This window comes from Amycolatopsis sp. WAC 01375 (assembly GCF_003947325.1).
In the GTDB taxonomy this organism is placed as follows: domain Bacteria; phylum Actinomycetota; class Actinomycetes; order Mycobacteriales; family Pseudonocardiaceae; genus Amycolatopsis.
This window is the reverse complement of sequence record NZ_QHHW01000056.1, coordinates 1-18,035: the sequence shown is the minus strand read 5'-3', so window position 1 is coordinate 18,035 and position 18,035 is coordinate 1. Positions and strand designations below refer to the sequence as shown.

The window sequence follows — 18,035 nt, the reverse complement described above, 5'->3', positions numbered from 1 at the left end:
TAGCCCACACACACTCCCCCAACAGGCTGCGCGGGCGGAGTGAATCAAGGCAGAATCGCGAAGGTGACCGACTCCCGCAACGCCGAGGACCGTGAAGCCGCCATCCCCCGCAACGGGGCCGCGCGAACGGCGAAGCTGGCCAGTATCCCGCTCGGCATAGCGGGGCGGGCGGTCGGCGGCTGGGGCAGGCGGCTGACCGGGCAAAGCGCCGAAGAGGTCAACGCGACGCTGTCCGCAAAGGCGGCGGAGCAGCTCTTCGAGGTCTTGGGCACGCTCAAGGGCGGCGCGATGAAATTCGGCCAGGCGCTGAGCGTCTTCGAGGCCGCGGTGCCGGACGAGATGGCCAAGCCGTACCGCGAGGCTCTGACGAAGCTGCAGGCAGCCGCGCCGCCCATGCCCACCCGGCAGACCCATCGGGTGCTGGCCGAGCAGCTCGGACGCACGTGGAAGCAGCGGTTCGCGGCCTTCGACGACGAACCGGCCGCGTCCGCGAGCATCGGCCAAGTCCACCGCGCGACCTGGCACGACGGCCGCGAAGTCGCCGTCAAGGTGCAATACCCCGGAGCCGACGACGCCCTGCGGAGCGACCTTCGACAGCTCCAGCGTTTCAGCAGGCTGTTCCAGGCCTTCGTGCCAGGAACCGAAGTGAAACCGCTCCTGGCGGAACTCGCCGAGCGGATGAACGAAGAACTCGACTACCAGGCGGAAGCCCAGAACCAGCGTGCTTTCGTGAAGGCGTTCGAAGGCGTGTCCGGGTTCCTGATCCCTCGCGTGGTCGCCAGCGCTCCGAAGGTCATCGTCACGGAGTGGGTCACCGGCACCCCTCTGTCGAAGATCATCGCCGGCGGCGACAAGGAGACGCGAGACCGTGCCGGCCGCCTGCTCACCGAGTTCCACTATTCCTCGCCGGAACGTGCCCGGCTCCTGCATTCGGACCCGCATCCCGGCAACTTCATGCTGACCGCCGACGACAGGCTGTGCGTCATCGACTTCGGCGGCGTGTCCCGGCTGCCCGAGGGGATTCCGCAGCACCTCGGTGAGATGACCAGGCTGGCGCTCGACGGCGAGTCCGCGAAGCTCATGCGGCTGCTCAGGGAGTCCGGCTTCATCCGGGCCGACGCGGATCTGCAGGCCGATGACGTGCTCGCGTACCTGGCGCCGTTCACCGAACCGCTGGCGGGCGACACGTTCCACTTCACGCGCCGCTGGATGCAACGGCAGGCAGGCCGGGTCGGCGACACCCGCGGCCGGGATTTCCGGATCGGCCGCTCTCTCAATCTGCCGCCCGAGTATCTGATGATCCACCGGGTGACCGCCGGATCGACCGGCATCCTCTGTCAGCTCGACGCGGAGATCCCCGCTCGCGCGATCGTCGAACGGTGGCAGCCGGGCTTCGCGACCTGAGCAGTTATCCACAGGGAACGGGGCGACTGAGCCGAAATCGGGGTCGCCCGGGCGAGTTGTCCACAACTTCGCGGAAGTGGTTCCACCCGGTCGGCCCAGCGGTCATCCTCGATTCATGGCCACTACACGAAGCGCCCGACTCATGGCGCTCAGTAACACCAACGAATCCGGGATCATCACCAGCCGCGAGCTGCGGAAGGCGGGCGTCACCGCGCGTTACGCCGCGAAGCTCTGTGGGCCTGGCGGTCCTTGGCGAAGACTGATGCCGGGTGTGATCTTGTTGCGCGACTCCGCGCCCACCCGGCTTCAGCTGCTACAAGCCGCTGTCGCACGGTTCGGGCCGGACGTGGTGGTGACGGGTGCCGACGCGCTGCGCGCACGAGGCGTCGACTGCCAGGGAACACAGGAGGTCCATCTCCTTGTCCCCGACTATCGGCGCGCCCCGGCGGAGCCTGGCATGCTGCCCCGAAGAACCACGCGAATGCCGCCGCCGACCTTGATCGACGGCGTCCCGTTCGCCCCGCCGGCCCGGGCCGCACTCGATCTGGCCCGGCTGGAGCTCGATCCCGCGCGGATCGACGAGCTGATCTCACTACCCCTGTACTGGGGTCTGTGCACGCTCGAAGAACTCAGCGAGGAGCTCGATTCCGGTAACCGGAGAGGTTCGGCTGCGGTCCGAGCGGCTCTGCGGCGGGTCGACCCCGAAGAGACCTACGCGCATGGGCTGGCGAAAAAGGTCCTCAGCGGCTGCCCACTGCCCTCGCCGTCGTGGAACACGACGCTCTGCGACAGACGAGGGCGGCCCATCGGCTCTGCCGATGCCTGGTGGGACGACATCGGTCTGGCGTGGCAGTTCCGCGCCCCGAAAGAGGGCGCCGCGAATTTCCACCCGCTGGCGCTGACCGCGACCGGAACCGTCTTGGTCCGCTGCACCATCGACCAGCTGAAGAAGGTCCCGATGGAAGTGGCGGCCGAGCTCGTCAGAGCGTTCGCCGAAGCGGCACGGACACCACGGCCGAAGGTCCTCACGATCGGCCGGATCGACGCAGCCTGAGTGCTTCACCAGTACTCGTCGGGCAGCTTTCCCTCGATGTCACGGGTGTGGCGGCGGGCGCAGGCAGGGCACATCCAGCGCACGACGTTCTTCTCACGGGTGGAAACCCAGGCGAGCGTCTGCGCGGACTCCTCGTCGACGCCGCGGATCCGGCCACACAAGGAGCAGCCGGGCTGATCACTCACGATCGCCGTCCACAGTGGACCGTTTTCGCCCCCAACAGGAACAAGTCCCGGCGTGCGCCGAGGAAGGCGGGGTTCGCCGGATCAACCAATGCTGCCGCGGTCTCATGGTCTTCGGCGTCGAGGCGGTCGCCTGCCACCTCGTTCAGCCAGGTCACCCGTTCGAGGACGAACTCGCGCAGCAGCTCCGGTCCGGGCGCCGGGTGGTGGATGAGCACACCGAAGGAATCGACGTCGTCGAGGCCGGCCCGTTGGAGCGCGATGTTCCAGCCGTAGGGCATGGAAACGGAGGCGGGGATTCCTGCCCGCATCTCGGCGAACCACTCGCCACGCGCGGCGAGCAGCCTCTCCTCGAGCCCGGGACGGCCGATGCCGAGATCCCAGGGAAGGCAGTTGAAGTCCAAACCGCCCTCGGCGATGGCGACCAGCCCGCCGGGGCGGGCGAGCCGGGCGAGGATGCCGATGGCCGCCTGCTGATCGGGCAGGTGATGGACCACGCGGGAAGCCCAGACCAGATCGGCGGGAGGGAGCTTGGCGGGCAACCCTTCGTCGGCCACGTCGGCATGGATCGTCTCGACGGCGGCCCTGTCCCCCGCGGCCGCACTGACGACCCGGTGTGCTTCGGCCAGCAGGTGCTCGGTCGCGTCGACCAGCACGATCTTGGCGCCGACAGCAGCGAGCTCCTCGGCGAAAAGCACGCTCATCCCACCCGCGCCGCAGCCGACATCGAGGATGGTCGGCCCCTCCGGCATGCCCTCCAACAGCCGCCGGGCCGCCGCCCGCATCGGCTCGGCGTCGAGTGTCTCGGCCATGCGAAGCGATCGAAGCCGATCGGCCCAGTCGATGTCGTCATGCGTGTGTACGGCCATTCCCCCAGTGAACACCACGCCAAGCCCCACCACGCCCCAAAAGGGAGCGGGGGACCTTTGCTGTCGCGGCGCGATAGCAAAGGTCCCCCGCTCCCCCGAGTGGTCAGGCCTGGAAGCGCTCGGCTCGTCGGGTCGCCCAGCGGGCGACCTTGGTCCACCTGCGTGAGGCGCGTGGACCGCTCCGAGCCCGCTGCGCGCGGACTCCCTCCTCAAGGTCTCGTATTCGGGCCCTGGACAGTTCTTCATAAAGCAACATCTCGCTGGTCTCCTCGACCTTGATCTCGTTCAACTTGGCCGGCGCGACAGTGCGGTAACCCGTCCGCGCCTCGTAATCCCTGGTGGTGATGAGTTCGACGGTCATGCCGCTGCGCTCCGCTCGACCTTGCGGGCGACGGGACGAGCCTCGGCGGCGGGCTCGACGACCGGGTTCTTCCGGGGGCGGCCACGGGGCCGCTTCCGCGCGACGACAACGCCACGCTCGAAGATTTCGCCGCCCCAGACACCCCACGGCTCCCGCCGCGAAAGGGCGCCCGCGAGGCACGCGGAACGGACCGGGCAGTCCGCGCAGAACGCCTTCGCGCGCTCGAGTTCTGCCGGCGACTCGGCGAACCAAAGGTCCGCGTCGCCCGAACGGCAGGGAAGCATCGACTCAGGCGAGTCGATGGCGTCGAGCAGGTCGACGACGCCTGCGTCGGCGAAAGGCAGGGCCTCCCCCGGCGCGAAAGCTATGGCCGATGACATAAGTGCACTCCTCTGTGCCGTAACGGATTTCGTACTCACGGTGGAACTGGACAACGCTGAACCCCAATTAGGTTGTGCAGCCAACTTGTTTGTGCAGCAAAAAACACGAAGGCCGCGGATCCGGTAACCGGTTCCGCGGCCTTCGTGAGCCTCTGATCCTGACTAGGTCAGGAACTTCGCTCCCGTTTGGACAACGGAACACGGAACTGCTTGATGACCGGCAGATCGACGCCGCCGTTCACGTACGCTCCACCGAAGGCGGCAGCGTGCGTGAAGGCCTCGTCGGCGGTAACCCAGGTCCGGTTGAGACGCTGAGTGCCGCGGGCGGCAAGGATGCTCACGGGCATGAAGGTGCCCTGGCGCTGTGCCTGCGGGACTTCCGCGACGCAAGACAGACGGGTGCCAGGGTTCGTGAGCATCATGTTGATCGTCATTTCACCGGCACCACCTTTCTCTGTCGCGCGCGAACCGCCCTGCGGTCTACGCTGTGTTGTAGAAGTTCTTCCCCAGACCAGGCGCTTCCCGCCCGGTACCTGCAGGTTATTGCCACCGGCCGCACCGGGGCAACTTATTTTCCAGAAAATCCGTCGAAGCTACGAAGATCGGCTCTGAGCAGCAGGTTCGCCGCGTGGATCAAGCCTGGGACGCGGTCAAGTCTCCACAGAGGCCCGTACGACGTCGAGAACCTCCGCTCCGAAGCGTTCTAGCTTCGTCGCGCCGATCCCGGAGATGGCGCACAAGGCAGTGTCATCGGTCGGTCGCTGCTCGGCGATGGCGACCAGCGTCGCGTCCGTGAAAACGACGAACGCCGGCACCTTGAGCTCACGAGACCGCTCGCCACGCCAAGACTTCAACTTCTCGAGCAGTTGTTCATCCACGTTGGACGGGCAACGGGAGCAACGACCCAGCTTGATGTCCAGTGTCTCCAGCAGCGGCCCACCGCACACCCGGCACCGGGCCTTGTTGCCGGACTGCTTCGGCTGTTGCGATCGGGCGACCCTCGCCGCCGGGTGGTCTTCGGGGATGAGGCCGTAGAGGAAGCGGCTGCGCCGCCGATTGCGGCGGTTTCCCGACGTCCTGGCCAAGGCCCACGACAGCGACAGGTGCTCTCGTGCTCGAGTGACACCGACATAGAAGAGTCGACGCTCTTCTTCGATGGCCGCGTCATCACCGTCAGCGTGAAGGATCGGCACGGTCCCCTCGGCGAGCCCCACGAGGAACACGGCATCCCATTCGAGACCTTTCGCCGCGTGAAGCGAGGCCAGGGTGATGCCCTCCACCGTCGGCGGATGCTGCGCGGTCGCCCGCTGCTCGAGCTCCGCCACGAAGCGGGGCAGATCCGCGTCATCGACGGTGGAGGCCAGCTCTTCGGCCAACTCGACGATCGACAGAAGCGCGTCCCACCGCTCTTTCGCCGCACCTCCGGCAGGAGGCTGATCGGTGAGTCCGACCTTCGCCAGGACGGAGCGAACCCGGGTCACCAGCTCCCCGGTGTCAGCATCGGTCGACGCCATCCGCAACGCCGACATCGCCTGCCGGACCTCGGCCCTGGCGAAGAAGCGCTCGCCACCACGGACCAGGTACGGAATTCCGACCTCCGCCAGCGCCTGCTCGTAGGCCTCCGACTGGGCGTTCACGCGGTAGAGCACCGCGATCTCGCTGGCCGCCACTCCACTGTCGAGCAGATCACGGATCCTGCGTGCGACAGCGGCCGCCTCGGCGGTCTCGTCGTCGTACTCGGCGAAACGCGGGACCGGACCCGAAGGACGCTGGCCGACGAGTTTCAGCCTCGAACCAGCGGGACGGCCACGCGCGGCACCGATCACCTGATTGGCGAGAGCCACGACCTCCGGCGTCGACCGGTAGTCCCGCTCCAGCCTCACGACCGTCGCCTCGGGGAACCTTCGTGTGAACTCCAGCAGGGGCCGCGGAGAGGCACCACCGAACGAATAGATGGTCTGATTGGCGTCGCCGACGACGGTCAAGTCGTCGCGGCCACCGAGCCACGCGTCGAGCAGCCGCTGCTGCAGCGGGGTGACGTCCTGGTACTCGTCGACGACGAAGCAGCGGTAGCGCTCGCGGAACTCCTGGGCCACCACCGTGTGCTCCTCGAGGACTGCGGTTGTGTGCAGGAGCAGGTCGTCGAAGTCGAGAACCTGGGCGGCGTTCTTGACCTTCTCGTAGTTGCGGTAGACCTCCGCTACCTGCGACGCGGGCGCCGGCGTGTCCCGCTGTGTCCGCGCGGCGACCGCCGGATAGTCGTCCGGCGACACCAAAGAGGCCTTGCTCCACTCGATCTCACTGGCGAGGTCGCGCAGCAGTTCCGTCTCGGTGCCGAGACCGGCCTTGTTGGCGGCTTGGCTGATGTAACGGAACTTGTTCTCGAGCAGCTCCCAAGGCCGATCCCCGACTACCTGCGGCCAGAAGTACCGAAGCTGGCGGCGGGCGGCCGCGTGGAAGGTGAGCGCCTGGGCGGCGTCGACACCCAGACCCCGAAGGCGAGCGCGCATCTCGCCCGCGGCACGGGTCGTGAAAGTGACTGCGAGCACCTGACCAGCGGCGACATGGCCGGAACGGACCAGATGGGCGATGCGATGCGTGATCGTCCGCGTCTTGCCGGTCCCCGCTCCGGCGAGGACACAGACCGGCCCCCTCGGCGCGCAGGCGGCGGCACGTTGCTCGGGATCGAGCCCATCGAGCAGGCCTGGACGACTCTTCGGGGACGATGCGCTAACCACGCCCCGATCCTCGCAGAGGGCCCGACGGGATCGTCGCAGGGCACGCGGCCGTATCCTGGACACATGGCGGGAAAGCAGGACAAGGAAGCAGCGAAGCTGGCCAAGAAGGAGAAGCGTGCCGCGAGCAAGGCTCGCCGCGGGCAGATCTTCGAGGCCTTCAAGATGCAGCGCAAGGAAGACAAGGCGCTCATCCCCTGGATGGCCGGATCACTCCTGGTCATCACGGGTGTCGTGTTCGGCATCGGGTTCATCTTCGACGTCCACTGGGTCGTGCTGCCGCTGGGCATTCTGCTCGGCGCGCTCGCCGCTGTGATCATCTTCGGCAGGCGGGTCCAGAAGACCGTGTACTCGAAGGCCGACGGACAGCCGGGCGCCGCGGCCTGGGCGCTCGAAAACATGCGAGGCCGCTGGAAGGTGACGCCGACCGTCGCTGCCACGACTCAGCTCGACGCCGTGCACCGGGTGCTCGGCGGGCCGGGCGTCGTGCTCGTCGCCGAGGGCGCGCCGCACCGCGTGAAGTCCCTGCTCGCGCAGGAGAAGAAGCGTGTGTCCCGCTTGATCGGTGAGACCCCGATCTACAACGTGATCATCGGGAACGAAGACCAGCAGGTGCCGCTGAAGAAGCTGCAGAGCCACCTCATGAAGCTCCCGCGGAACCTCAAGCCTGCCCAGGTCGACGCACTGGAAGCGAAGCTGGCCGCCCTCGGCAGCCGCGGCGCCGCGATGCCCAAGGGTCCGATGCCTGCCGGCGCGAAGATGCGCAACGTCCAGCGCACCATCCGCCGCCGCTGACCAAGCGAGAATCAGGGGTCCTTTGCTACCGCATGCGGTAGCAAAGGACCCCTGATTCATCTCCGGACAAAAACTGTCGGTGCGTGGTCGCATGATCACTGAGTGGACAAAACCTCAAGCGCCCGGGAGACGGCGCTGGCAGCGATGTTCCCGGACGGCGTGGCCGCCCGGGCGAAGCTTGTCGCCCTGGGGCACTCCCATTCCTGGATCTCTCGCCGTTGCCGCGAAGGCGGTCCATGGCGACGTCCGATCCCCGGCGTCATCCTCCTGACCAACGCCACACCGACCAGCCGCCAACTTTTGAAGGTCGCCCTGACCCACGCAGGCCCAGAGGCGATGCTCACCGGAGTACAGGCCGCCAGGCTGTACGGAGTCCGAAGACTCCCGCCCGAAAGACGGGCCCACACCTTGATTCCTCATCGGAGCAAGGTCGCCACCTGGGGGTTCGCCGTCGTCGAGCGAACGATCCACCTGCCGGAACCAGTTGAGATCGACGGACTGCCCGTAGCCCCACTCGCCCGGGCCCTGATCGACGCGGCTAGGCGCATGGACGAACTCAAGACGGTGCGCGAGATGATCCACGACGCGGTCCATCGTGGGCTCTGCACTCCAGAGGAACTTCGAGACGAACTGGCGCAAGCCAGCACGATCGGCTCGGCACTGCCCCGAATCGTCGTCAACGCCCTCCAGGACGGCGTCAACTCCGCCGTCGAGCAATGGCTGGAGTCCGTACTCGAGCGCAGCGGCTTGCCCTGCCCCGCGCGGAATGCAGAGCTACGAACTTCGGACGGGAAGGTAGTCGGGGTCGCCGACGCCTGGTGGCCGCAGGTCGGCGTCGCCGTGCAAGTTCGCTATGACGAGGTCGCTCTCGAACCGGGCAAGGTGCGCGAGGCGCCGGCGCTTGTCGCACCAGGCCTTATCGTCGTCCAGATAAGTCCCGCGCGGCTACGAGACGAGCCACTGGTAGTGATCCAGGAGCTGCGAGCAGCCCACCGCCGCGCTCGTCAACGCCCACCTCCGGATGTCGGCTGCACACCTACAGCACCGGCCGCCTGACCACAGCCGGTTCGGCAGCCGTTTCCTCCGGCGAGAGCAAAGGTCCCTTGCTCTCCATCCGCGGTCATCGCATGCGGATCACGACGGTGCCGGTCAGCCGGTCGAGCCAGCTTCGGCCGTCGATGTTGCGGATCGCCGCCGGAATGATCACGAAGGTCAACGCCGCCCGAACGACAGCACGCCACACACCGACCATTTGCGCGCCGTCGAGCCTGGCGACGCGGATCCCGACCGCTGCCATACCGGGGGTGAAGCCGAAGAAAGCCGCGGGAATGGCCGTGATCGCCGCCCAGACGCCGACTGACCAGAGATTGAACGTCTGCATGACAGCCGGATCCTGAAGGCTGGGTGTCACGAACAGGGTGGTGACCAGCGAGGCGAGAACCAAATCGATTATCAGCCCCAGAAGACGTGCGCCGCCGCCCGCCACCGAGCCGACACCCGATTGGGGCAAGCCGAGTCGCTCACCACGCCACCGCTGCGTACCCTCGCCACCGGCCGTCGTTCCATCCCCGGCTCCGGGAAGCCATTCTCCGGTCCATCTCGCCACCCATCCAGGGTATGCCGGTGGCGCGGGCCACATTCGCCCTGGTCGACTACCCGATATCGCCGCCCCGTTAACACCGGCGAAACATACGGGTGACGGTCGGGCAACACCGCGCTCTTAGCGTGAGCCGAAGAGAGTACTGCCGCCGGCAACGAACGAGAAGGAGTCACCGAGGGTGCCCACTACTCCAGACGACATTCAGCGCCTAATCGCCGACGAGAACGTAGAGGTCGTCGACGTCAGGTTCTGCGACCTGCCCGGCGTTATGCAGCACTTCACCGTTCCGGCGAAGGCGTTCAACGAGGAAGCTTATGAAGAAGGCCTTGCCTTCGACGGCTCCTCGGTGCGCGGGTTCCAGTCGATCCACGAATCCGACATGCTGCTCCTCCCGGACCCCGAAACGGCGCGTATCGACCCGTTCCGCAAGGCGAAGACGCTCTCGCTGAACTTCTTCGTGCACGACCCGTTCACCCGTGAGGCGTACAGCCGCGACCCGCGCAACATCGCGCGTAAGGCCGAGCAGTACATCTCCGAGTACGGCGTCGCAGACAACGTGTTCTTCGGTCCGGAAGCCGAGTTCTACATCTTCGACTCGATCCGGTTCGACTCCGCCGAGCACGCCTCGTTCCACGAGATCGACTCCGTCGAGGGCTGGTGGAACACCGGTGCCGACGTGCCGGGCGGCAACCAGGGTTACAAGACGAAGTTCAAGGGCGGCTACTTCCCCGTCCCGCCGGTCGACCACTTCGCCGACCTGCGTGACGAGATCGTCCGCAACCTGCAGGGCTCCGGTTTCGAGATCGAGCGCGCGCACCACGAGGTGGGCACCGCCGGTCAGACCGAGATCAACTACAAGTTCAACACGCTGTTGCACGCTGCGGACGACCTGCAGCTGTTCAAGTACATCGTGAAGAACACCGTGTTCGCCGCCGGCAAGACCGCGACCTTCATGCCGAAGCCGCTCGCCGGTGACAATGGCTCGGGCATGCACTGCCACCAGTCGCTGTGGAAGGACGGCACGCCGCTGTTCCACGACGAGTCGGGGTACGCGGGCCTGTCCGACACGGCCCGTCACTACATCGGTGGTCTGCTCAAGCACGCGCCGAGCCTGCTGGCCTTCACCAACCCGACCGTCAACTCGTACCACCGGCTCGTGCCGGGCTTCGAGGCACCGGTCAGCCTGGTGTACTCGCAGCGGAACCGGTCGGCTTGTGTCCGTATCCCCATCACGGGCAACAACCCGAAGGCCAAGCGCGCCGAGTTCCGGTGCCCGGACTCGTCCGGCAACCCGTACCTGGCGTTCTCGGCGATGATGATGGCCGGCCTCGACGGCATCAAGAACAAGATCGAGCCGCCGGAGCCCATCGACAAGGACCTCTACGAACTCCCGCCGGAGGAGGCCCAGAACGTCAAGCTCGTCCCTGGCGACCTCGGCGCGGTTCTCGACACGCTGGAAGCCGACCACGACTACCTGCTCGAGGGTGGCGTGTTCACCCCCGACGTGATCGACACGTGGATCTCCTACAAGCGTGAGAACGAGATCGACCCGCTGCGGCTGCGTCCGCACCCGTACGAGTTCTCGCTGTACTACGACGTGTAAGTCGTGCGGTAGCAACACCCAGAGCACGCCGGTGGTGAGGTGCGGAAACGCCCTCACCACCGGCGTTTCTTATTTGGATCTACGCGGCGCGACTACTCCGAAGTGGAAAGAACCTTCAGGTCGACGCCCGCCCGCTCGATACGGCCACGCGGGTCATCCACGAGTTTGCGTCGCTCGAGATCCATCAGTCCCAAGGTGCAAGTGATCTCCGCGGAGAGGGTGCCGTCGATCTTGTAGATGTTCGAGTCCATGTGGAAGGTCTTGCCGGTACCGAACTTGGCGTCGCAGGTCACGTCGACGACATCGCCTGCCCGAAGCTCGCGCCGGAACACGATGTGGGATTCGAGCAGCACAAAGGCAAGATTCGCGTCGCGCATGCCCGAGTTCAGGCCACCTGCGAGCTCCATCAGCTCGAGTCTGGAGACCTCGCCGTACGAGTGGTAAACGGCGTGGTTGAGATGGCCGAGAGTGTCCAGCTCGTAGTGGCGCACCTTGATCCGGGTGCGAAATGGCTCGCGCACAGTCACCGGTCCACTGTAAGGGCCGCTCTCCGTCCGCGACGCCGAGTGTGAGCAAGGGACCTTTGCTGCCGTTTCGGCCACCCGTGAGCAGGTGACAGCAAAGGTCCCTTGCTCACTTACCGCAGGTCACCACCGGTCAGCCCTGGTAGAAGAGGGTCTCCACAACTGCGTGGGCACGTCGCGTCGTCCGCCGGTAGGCATCGAGGAACTCGCCTGGATCGTCGTCGGCTGAGTAGCCGAGCACTCGTGCGACCGCGGCGAGGTCTCGACCGGAGCTGGGGATCTCGTCGACGGCTTTACCCCTGACCAGCATCCCGGCGTTACGGACACGCGTCGCCAGCAACCATGCCTCGGTCAGGGATTCGATCTCGGCGGGGTCGGCGAGCCCGGCCTCCCCCGCGGCCTTCAGCGCCTCGATCGTCGAGGTGGTCCGAAGCCCTTCGACCTGATGCCCGTGACGCAGCTGCATGAGCTGCACGGTCCACTCCACGTCGGCGAGCCCTCCACGCCCGAGCTTCGTGTGCCGTGTCGGGTCGGCGCCCTTGGGCATCCGTTCGGTCTCCACCCGCGCCTTGATCCGCCTGATCTCCCTCACCCGGACCGCGTCGAGGCCTTCCTGCGGGTAGCGAATGGGGTCGATCATCTCGATGAACCGCGCACCGAGGTCGTCATCGCCGGCGATGAACCGGGCGCGGAGCAGCGCTTGGGATTCCCAGACCTCTGCCCACCGCCCGTAGTAGCTGCGATAGGACTCGAGGGTCCGCACCAAGGGACCGCTCCTCCCCTCCGGCCGGAGATCGGCGTCGACTACCAACGCCGGGTCGGGGCTGGGCGCACCGAGGATCTTGCGCACCGTCTCGGCAACAGAGGAAGCGAACTTCGCCGCTTCGGAGTCCGACACCCCTTCGGCCGGCTCGCATACGAAGAGGACATCCGCGTCGGATCCATAGCCGAGTTCGGCCCCACCGAGACGCCCCATCCCGATGACAGCGATCTTCGCGGGCGTCTGGCCGAGTTCCGCCTGACGCTGGCGAAAAGCAGCGGCCAAGGCGCCCTGCAACACCGCGGCCCACACACTCGACAACGCCTCACAGACGGCTGGGACGTCGAGCAGACCCAGCAGGTCTGCCGATGCGATCCGCAACATCTCATGTCGGCGAAGTGATCTCGCGGCCGCGACCGCGGCGTTCAAACCGGGCTGGCGCCGCACCGCAGCTCGCAGCGAGGTGGCTACTTCGGCCGGAGTGCGACCGGCCAGCCGCGCGGGATCACCGAGCAGCTGCAGGACTTCCGGCGCTCTCGCCAGCAGGTCCGGCACCAGCCGCGACGTGCCCAGCAGGAACGCGAGCCGCTCGACGACAGCCCCCTCGTCACGGAGGACCCTGAGGTACCAAGGCGTTTCTTCGAGCGCTTCCGAGACCTTCCGGTAGGACAGAAGTCCACGGTCAGGGTCCGGGGTGTCAGCGATGAGATCCAGCAGGACCGGCAGCAGTGCCTGCTGAATGGCCGCCCGACGGGACATTCCCGCGGTCAGCGCCTTGATGTGCTGCAGCGCCCCGTCCGGCGCGGCATAGCCGAGCGCGGCGAGGCGGCTCTCCGCCTGTTTCGTAGTCAGCCGTAGCGCTTCGGTCGGCACGTTCGCGACCGATTGCAGCAGCGGCCGGTAGAAGAGTTTCTCGTGAAGGCGGCGGATGCTCTGCAGGTGACGGCGGAATTCCGCCAACAACGCGTCGCCTTCGCTTCTGCCACGGGCGGGCCGCACACCGCTCGCCCTCGCGATCGTTCGCAGCTCGCTGGAGTCGGAGGCGGCCGGGAACAGGTGCGTACGCCGTAGTCGGCGAAGCTGGAGCCGATGCTCGATCGTCCGGAGAAACACGTACGAGGAGGTGAGCTCCGCGGCATCCTTACGGCCGACGTACCCGCCTTCTCCCAAGGCGGCGAGTGCGTCCAACGTGGACGGAGAACGTAGCTCCGCGTCGATCCGGCCGTGGACCAATTGCAGCAACTGCACGGCGAACTCGACGTCGCGAAGGCCTCCACGTCCCAGCTTCAGCTCCCGCTCGGCGTGCGCGGACGGCACATGGCCTTCGACGCGGCGCCGCATCTTCTGCACCTCGGGAACGAAATTCTCCCGATCGGCCGCTGCCCACACCTTCGGCGCGACCATCTCCGCGTACTGGCGCCCGAGCTCGGCATCGCCCGCGACCGGCCGTGCCTTGAGCAAGGCCTGGAACTCCCAGGTCTTAGCCCACTTCTGATAGTAGGTGGCATGTCCGTCGAGAGTCCGGACCAAGGCGCCCGCCTTGCCCTCGGGACGCAACGCCGCATCGACCTCGAAACAGGCCTTGCCGACCACGCGCATCATCGTGCTGGCCAGCCGCGTGGAAACCGAAAGATCGCCGTCACCGACGAAGATGACATCCACGTCACTTACGTAGTTCAGCTCTCGACCACCGCATTTACCCATCGCGATCACGGCGAGGCGGCCGTCAACCCCGGCGCCCACCTCGGCCTCCGCGACCAGAAGTCCTACCGAAAGCGCGGCCTCGGCCAGCGTGGTGAGCTGTGCGCCGATTTCGGCATAGGGCGGCTGGCGGAGGCCTGGTTCGACCAGATGACCGAGGTCCGCGGCCGCGATTCCGAGGAGCAGCTCGCGATACCCGATGCGAAGAGCCTGCTCCGACTCAAGCCCTGTGAGCAGTTCCCCTTCCGGCCGAAGATGCTCGAGCAGGCTATTCACGTACTGATCCGGCTCGGCGCTCTTCTCGCGTTCAAGGGTCTTCCAGCAGTCGGTGTTCGCGACGAGGAAGTCCGCGAGCGCGCTCGAAGTGCCTAAGACACCGAGCATCCGGCCGCGGAAGGTGCGGTTGGTGCGGAGCGCCTGGTCGAGCTCGTCCCAGGCGGACGGCTCTGCTTCCCGGATCCGGTCCAGCCCACTCAGGGCGAGATCGGGATCCGCCGCACGGGAGAGTGCCGACAACACGTCGACGGCGGAGCCGTCCGGGCCGGATTCGGTCCACCAACCGGCAGCACGCAGCTGCCCGTCGGCACGGGGGTCGGTGAAGCCGTATCTCGCCACGGAAGCGGTCGGCCTGGCGCGCTCAACCATCGGCTTCCACCGTAGTCGCCCTTCCGGCCATGGCCAGACGGACGCGCAAGGGAGCAAGGGACCTTTGGTGTCGCCTTCGCGCGGCGGTACCAAAGGTCCCTTGCTTCGTTATGCGGCGATCCTGCCTACTTCCGGTTCAGGACGGGTCGGGGCGGGAGTGGTGAAGCTGCCGGCGTTGACGGGACTCCGCCGGGAAAGGAGATAGATCCCGATGCCGATCGCCAGGCCGGCGACGCCGACGGAGATCGTGCCCACCGTGCCCGTCGAGGTCACGAGACCGGCCCCGGCACCGACGATGGCCGCTGCCGGAAGCGTGAACAGCCAGGCGATCACCATGCGGCCGGCCGTGCGCCAGCGCACCGGTGACTCGTTCCTGCCCACGCCGGAGCCGACGATGCCTCCGGAACAGACGTGAGTGGTCGAAAGCGGAAAGCCGAAGTTCGTCGAAGCGAGGATGACCGCCGCCGAGCTGGTCTGCGCGGCGAAGCCCTGCGGGCCGGCAATGTCCGTCAGCCCTTTACCCAGCGTGTAGGTGATTCGCCAGCCGCCAAGGTACGTGCCGAGCGCCAGCGCCAACGCCGCGCTGACGATCACCCAGAGCGGCGGCCCGGCCCCGGCGGGGAGGGTTCCTGCGGTGATCATCGTCAGTGTGATGACACCCATGGTCTTCTGCGCGTCGTTCGTACCGTGGGCGAGCGAGACCAGCGAAGCCGAAATGATCTGCCCGACTCGGAAGCCCGCAGTGCGGCCGCGGCGGACGAAGATCCGGTAGACGAAGTACGTCACGATCATCGCGGCGAGGCCTGCCAAGACCGGCGACAGCGCCGCTGGGACCAGCACCTTCTCGACGATCTTTCCGAAATGGACGGAGTCCGTTCCGGCCGACACCCACGTGGCACCGATCAGCCCTCCGAACAGCGCATGGGACGAGCTGGACGGCAGTCCGACGAACCAGGTGACCAGGTTCCATACGATCGCCCCGACCAGGCCACCGAACACGATCGCCGGTCCGATCTTGGTGTCGTCGACCAGTCCATTCGAGATGGTCTTGGCCACTTCGACCGAGAGGAAGGCACCGACCAGGTTCAGGACCGCGGAGATCGTCACCGCGACTTTGGGACGCAACGCCCCGGTGGCGATCGACGTCGCCATCGAGTTGGCCGTGTCGTGGAACCCGTTCGTGAAATCGAAAATTAGGGCCGTGACGACGACGAGCACGACCAACACTGAGGGCTCCACCCCGACCTCCGAACCCTTCGAAATTCCCTTCGCAAGGTACCTGACGGCAAGACCGGAGTGTTAATAACCCATACGCATTTGAGACATAAGTCGTTAAGCCATCGGCAATGTACGTTGACGGTCCGCAGCCGGGGCGAGGTCACCGGACACCAGTCGGACGAAGCGGTGGGCGAACGGTCGCCAGGTTTCGGTGATATCGGCATGCACTCGGGCGAGGTTTTCCGGGGTCAGTACGTCCGGCCGGGTGAGTTCCGCCATTTCCGGCGATTGCCGCGCCCAGTCGAGGACCACATCCGGCGTCGTCTCGACATGGAACTGGACACCGTAGGCACAACGGTCGAACCGGAACGCCTGGTAGGCATACCGCGGCGACGAGGCCAGAAGCTCGGCGCCCGCGGGCAGCCGGGTGATCGCGTCGTTGTGGAACTGGAGGACGTCTTGCATGAGCGGCAGTTCCGCGAAGAGCGGGTCGATCCAGGCTGCGTCCTTCTTGGACACGAGCCCTGGGCCGACCTCAGGCCCTTGATCGCCTGTCGCGACGCTGCCGCCCAACGCCACCGCCAGGAGCTGACCGCCGAGGCAGATCGCGAGCGTCGGGATACGCGCGCCAGCAGCCTTCGAAAGAAGCTTCCGCACGTCCGCGAGCCACGGGTGTGCGTCGTCATCGTTGGCGCCCATCCCGCCGCCGAGGCATACGACGCCCCCGTACCCATCAAGATCGGCGGGGAGGGTCTGATCGGGCAGCAACCGGATGTCGAGCTCGGCTCCCACCTCGGTGAGCCAGTCGCCGAGTGGGCCGATCGGGTCTGATATATCCGGCTGGATGACGAGCAACTTGAGAGCGGTCACCTCACCAGCCTACGACCCCGGGAGAGCAGGGGACCTTTGCTACCGCCCGGCCCGGAGCGATAGCAAAGGTCCCCTGCTCCCTCTGGTCAGCAGGCGCAGCGTGGGGTGGGCGCGGAGGTGAGGGCGGGTGCCAAGGTATCCCGGTCAACGGGATAGCCGGCTGCTTGCCAGGCGGTGATGCCGCCGGACAGGCGTTTGACCTTGAAGCCGAGCTCAGCAAGTTTCAGGGCTCCCTTGGTCGCGGCATTGCAGTGGATGCTCTCGCAGTAGCAGACGTAGACGAGGCCGCGGTCCAACTCACTGACCGACTCGGGCGTCATGTCCCGATACGGGAGGTTGATCGCACCAGGGATGCGAGCCGACGCGAAGGCTTCGGCTGCTCGGGTCTCGACGATCACGTACCCGTGCTGAGCATCAGACGTGAGGTCTTGGACAAGGTCGTCGGGGTCCACCTCGAGTGCGAGTTCGGCTCGCAGGTGCGCGGCCGCGGTCGCACTGTCCAGGGCTGGAAACATCAGTATGCGGGGTTCGGTCGTCATACCTCAATCCTGCTGCTCACTGTTCGGTCCGAACATCGGAGAAGCCAGGTCTCACCGCCGGTTAGCCTGGAGATCCCTGGCGGGCATGACGATCGACCTGGAGTTCCGTGAACCTCGATGATCTCGACTGGCAGTTACTCGAACTGCTCCAGGCCGACGGCCGGCTGACCTTCTCGGAGCTCGGCCGACGGGTGTCGCTGTCCGCACCCGCGGTGACCGAGCGGGTCCGCCGGCTCGAGGAGAGGGGGATAATCACCGGCTACTCGGCCGGGGTCGACCTGGCGAAGCTCGGGCTACCGATCGAGGCGATAGTCCGGGCGAAGGTACGGAGCCTCGATACGGCTCGCTTCCGCGAAACCATCCTGGCCCTGCCACAGGTGCTCGACGCCGATCACGTCACGGGTGACGAGTGCTGGCTCGTGCGAGTTGCCTGTCGGAACACCGCGGAGTTGGAGGAGCTCGTAGAGCGGATGCAGCGCTATGGAGAGACGACGACTTCGCTGGTCTTCTCGTCGCCTGTGCGCCGACGTGCGGTCGGCCGGCAGCGCTGAGCGAGGTCGCGGAGAGAGCAGGGGACCTTTGCTGTCACCTGGCGGAGGTGGGTATGAAAAAGGTCTGGGACCTGGGAGAACTCGGGGTTCTCGACCAGGTCCCAGACCTTGTTCAATGTTAGTCCGGCGGTGTCCTACTCTCCCACAACCCTTCGGTTGCAGTACCATCGGCGCTGTCAGGCTTAGCTTCCGGGTTCGGAATGGGACCGGGCGTTTCCCTGACGCTATGACCACCGAAACACTG

Annotated in this window: 18 protein-coding genes and 1 rRNA gene; 6 read left to right on the top strand and 13 right to left on the bottom strand. The window is 66.5% G+C overall.

Annotation, left to right across the window (positions count from 1 at the left end; all coding sequences use genetic code 11):
* Nucleotides 1-63 precede the first annotated feature (63 nt).
* Nucleotides 64-1,404, top strand: a complete 1,341-nt coding sequence (locus DL991_RS38135) for an AarF/ABC1/UbiB kinase family protein (RefSeq protein ID WP_125789199.1) — start codon at nucleotides 64-66, stop codon at nucleotides 1,402-1,404.
* Between the two features lie 142 nt (nucleotides 1,405-1,546).
* Nucleotides 1,547-2,458, top strand: a complete 912-nt coding sequence (locus DL991_RS38130) for a hypothetical protein (protein WP_125789198.1) — start codon at nucleotides 1,547-1,549, stop codon at nucleotides 2,456-2,458.
* Nucleotides 2,459-2,463: 5 nt separating this feature from the next.
* On the opposite strand, the gene DL991_RS38125 is transcribed toward DL991_RS38130, so the two are convergent.
* The 6 genes from DL991_RS38125 to DL991_RS38100 all read right to left on the bottom strand — a co-directional run bounded on the left by DL991_RS38125 (nucleotide 2,464) and on the right by DL991_RS38100 (nucleotide 6,988).
* On the bottom strand, nucleotides 2,464-2,643 hold the full coding sequence (locus DL991_RS38125) for a hypothetical protein (protein ID WP_125789197.1): 180 nt from the start codon (nucleotides 2,641-2,643) through the stop codon (nucleotides 2,464-2,466).
* A complete protein-coding gene (locus DL991_RS38120; protein WP_125789196.1) occupies nucleotides 2,640-3,509 on the bottom strand; it encodes a bifunctional 2-polyprenyl-6-hydroxyphenol methylase/3-demethylubiquinol 3-O-methyltransferase UbiG in 870 nt (289 codons plus the stop codon). The genes DL991_RS38125 and DL991_RS38120 overlap by 4 nt, the downstream gene beginning before the upstream one ends.
* A 103-nt stretch (nucleotides 3,510-3,612) precedes the next feature.
* Nucleotides 3,613-3,870 carry a hypothetical protein gene (locus DL991_RS38115; RefSeq protein ID WP_125789195.1) on the bottom strand — a complete coding sequence of 86 codons (258 nt, stop codon included), beginning with the start codon at nucleotides 3,868-3,870 and terminating at the stop codon, nucleotides 3,613-3,615.
* The gene (locus DL991_RS38110; protein WP_007033873.1) at nucleotides 3,867-4,250 is read right to left on the bottom strand and encodes a WhiB family transcriptional regulator; all 384 of its coding nucleotides are present in this window, start codon (nucleotides 4,248-4,250) and stop codon (nucleotides 3,867-3,869) included. The genes DL991_RS38115 and DL991_RS38110 overlap by 4 nt, the downstream gene beginning before the upstream one ends.
* A gap of 167 nt (nucleotides 4,251-4,417) precedes the next feature.
* The gene (locus tag DL991_RS38105) at nucleotides 4,418-4,684 is read right to left on the bottom strand and encodes a hypothetical protein (RefSeq protein WP_125789194.1); all 267 of its coding nucleotides are present in this window, start codon (nucleotides 4,682-4,684) and stop codon (nucleotides 4,418-4,420) included.
* Nucleotides 4,685-4,900: 216 nt separating this feature from the next.
* The gene (locus DL991_RS38100) at nucleotides 4,901-6,988 is read right to left on the bottom strand and encodes an ATP-dependent DNA helicase UvrD2 (protein WP_125789193.1); all 2,088 of its coding nucleotides are present in this window, start codon (nucleotides 6,986-6,988) and stop codon (nucleotides 4,901-4,903) included.
* Nucleotides 6,989-7,051: 63 nt separating this feature from the next.
* Here DL991_RS38100 and DL991_RS38095 point away from each other — a divergent pair, with 63 nt between their 5' ends.
* Both DL991_RS38095 and DL991_RS38090 read left to right on the top strand, forming a co-directional pair.
* Entirely contained in the window at nucleotides 7,052-7,780 is a 729-nt protein-coding gene (locus DL991_RS38095; protein ID WP_125789192.1) for a DUF4191 domain-containing protein, read from the top strand.
* Nucleotides 7,781-7,882: 102 nt separating this feature from the next.
* A complete protein-coding gene (locus DL991_RS38090; protein WP_125789191.1) occupies nucleotides 7,883-8,836 on the top strand; it encodes a hypothetical protein in 954 nt (317 codons plus the stop codon).
* Between the two features lie 64 nt (nucleotides 8,837-8,900).
* On the opposite strand, the gene DL991_RS38085 is transcribed toward DL991_RS38090, so the two are convergent.
* Nucleotides 8,901-9,386: an RDD family protein gene (locus tag DL991_RS38085; protein WP_233599245.1), complete on the bottom strand. Its 486-nt coding sequence runs from the start codon at nucleotides 9,384-9,386 to the stop codon at nucleotides 8,901-8,903.
* A gap of 172 nt (nucleotides 9,387-9,558) precedes the next feature.
* Here DL991_RS38085 and glnA point away from each other — a divergent pair, with 172 nt between their 5' ends.
* Nucleotides 9,559-10,983, top strand: a complete 1,425-nt coding sequence (gene glnA, locus DL991_RS38080) for a type I glutamate--ammonia ligase (RefSeq protein ID WP_005167524.1) — start codon at nucleotides 9,559-9,561, stop codon at nucleotides 10,981-10,983.
* Nucleotides 10,984-11,075: 92 nt separating this feature from the next.
* Here glnA and DL991_RS38075 read toward each other — a convergent pair whose 3' ends face one another.
* From DL991_RS38075 to DL991_RS38055, 5 genes are all read right to left on the bottom strand, one after another.
* Nucleotides 11,076-11,510, bottom strand: a complete 435-nt coding sequence (locus DL991_RS38075; protein ID WP_043847922.1) for a thioesterase family protein — start codon at nucleotides 11,508-11,510, stop codon at nucleotides 11,076-11,078.
* Between the two features lie 130 nt (nucleotides 11,511-11,640).
* The gene (locus tag DL991_RS38070) at nucleotides 11,641-14,613 is read right to left on the bottom strand and encodes a bifunctional [glutamine synthetase] adenylyltransferase/[glutamine synthetase]-adenylyl-L-tyrosine phosphorylase (protein ID WP_125789190.1); all 2,973 of its coding nucleotides are present in this window, start codon (nucleotides 14,611-14,613) and stop codon (nucleotides 11,641-11,643) included.
* Nucleotides 14,614-14,721: 108 nt separating this feature from the next.
* Nucleotides 14,722-15,852, bottom strand: coding sequence for an inorganic phosphate transporter (locus DL991_RS38065; RefSeq protein ID WP_199746783.1), 1,131 nt, complete (start codon nucleotides 15,850-15,852; stop codon nucleotides 14,722-14,724).
* 93 nt (nucleotides 15,853-15,945) lie between these two features.
* Nucleotides 15,946-16,701 carry a type 1 glutamine amidotransferase gene (locus DL991_RS38060; RefSeq protein WP_125789189.1) on the bottom strand — a complete coding sequence of 252 codons (756 nt, stop codon included), beginning with the start codon at nucleotides 16,699-16,701 and terminating at the stop codon, nucleotides 15,946-15,948.
* An 86-nt stretch (nucleotides 16,702-16,787) separates the two neighbouring features.
* Nucleotides 16,788-17,240 (bottom strand): rhodanese-like domain-containing protein, encoded by a 453-nt coding sequence (locus tag DL991_RS38055; RefSeq protein ID WP_125789188.1) that lies wholly within the window; start codon nucleotides 17,238-17,240, stop codon nucleotides 16,788-16,790.
* Between the two features lie 107 nt (nucleotides 17,241-17,347).
* Between DL991_RS38055 and DL991_RS38050 the strand changes: the two genes are divergently transcribed.
* Nucleotides 17,348-17,791, top strand: coding sequence for an Lrp/AsnC family transcriptional regulator (locus DL991_RS38050; RefSeq protein WP_125789187.1), 444 nt, complete (start codon nucleotides 17,348-17,350; stop codon nucleotides 17,789-17,791).
* A gap of 121 nt (nucleotides 17,792-17,912) precedes the next feature.
* Here DL991_RS38050 and rrf read toward each other — a convergent pair.
* Nucleotides 17,913-18,029: ribosomal RNA gene (gene rrf, locus DL991_RS38045) — 5S ribosomal RNA — on the bottom strand.
* Between the last annotated feature and the right edge of the window lie 6 nt (nucleotides 18,030-18,035).

What these genes read in the sequence shown, in the direction of transcription:
- DL991_RS38105 (WP_125789194.1), bottom strand. Translation starts at nt 4,684, where the DNA reads ATGACGATCAACATGATGCTCACGAACCCTGGCACCCGTCTGTCTTGC.
- DL991_RS38120 (WP_125789196.1), bottom strand. Translation starts at nt 3,509, where the DNA reads ATGGCCGTACACACGCATGACGACATCGACTGGGCCGATCGGCTTCGA.
- DL991_RS38070 (WP_125789190.1), bottom strand. Translation starts at nt 14,613, where the DNA reads ATGGTTGAGCGCGCCAGGCCGACCGCTTCCGTGGCGAGATACGGCTTC.
- DL991_RS38110 (WP_007033873.1), bottom strand. Translation starts at nt 4,250, where the DNA reads ATGTCATCGGCCATAGCTTTCGCGCCGGGGGAGGCCCTGCCTTTCGCC.
- DL991_RS38055 (WP_125789188.1), bottom strand. Translation starts at nt 17,240, where the DNA reads ATGACGACCGAACCCCGCATACTGATGTTTCCAGCCCTGGACAGTGCG.
- DL991_RS38095 (WP_125789192.1), top strand. Translation starts at nt 7,052, where the DNA reads ATGGCGGGAAAGCAGGACAAGGAAGCAGCGAAGCTGGCCAAGAAGGAG.
- DL991_RS38115 (WP_125789195.1), bottom strand. Translation starts at nt 3,870, where the DNA reads ATGACCGTCGAACTCATCACCACCAGGGATTACGAGGCGCGGACGGGT.
- DL991_RS38130 (WP_125789198.1), top strand. Translation starts at nt 1,547, where the DNA reads ATGGCGCTCAGTAACACCAACGAATCCGGGATCATCACCAGCCGCGAG.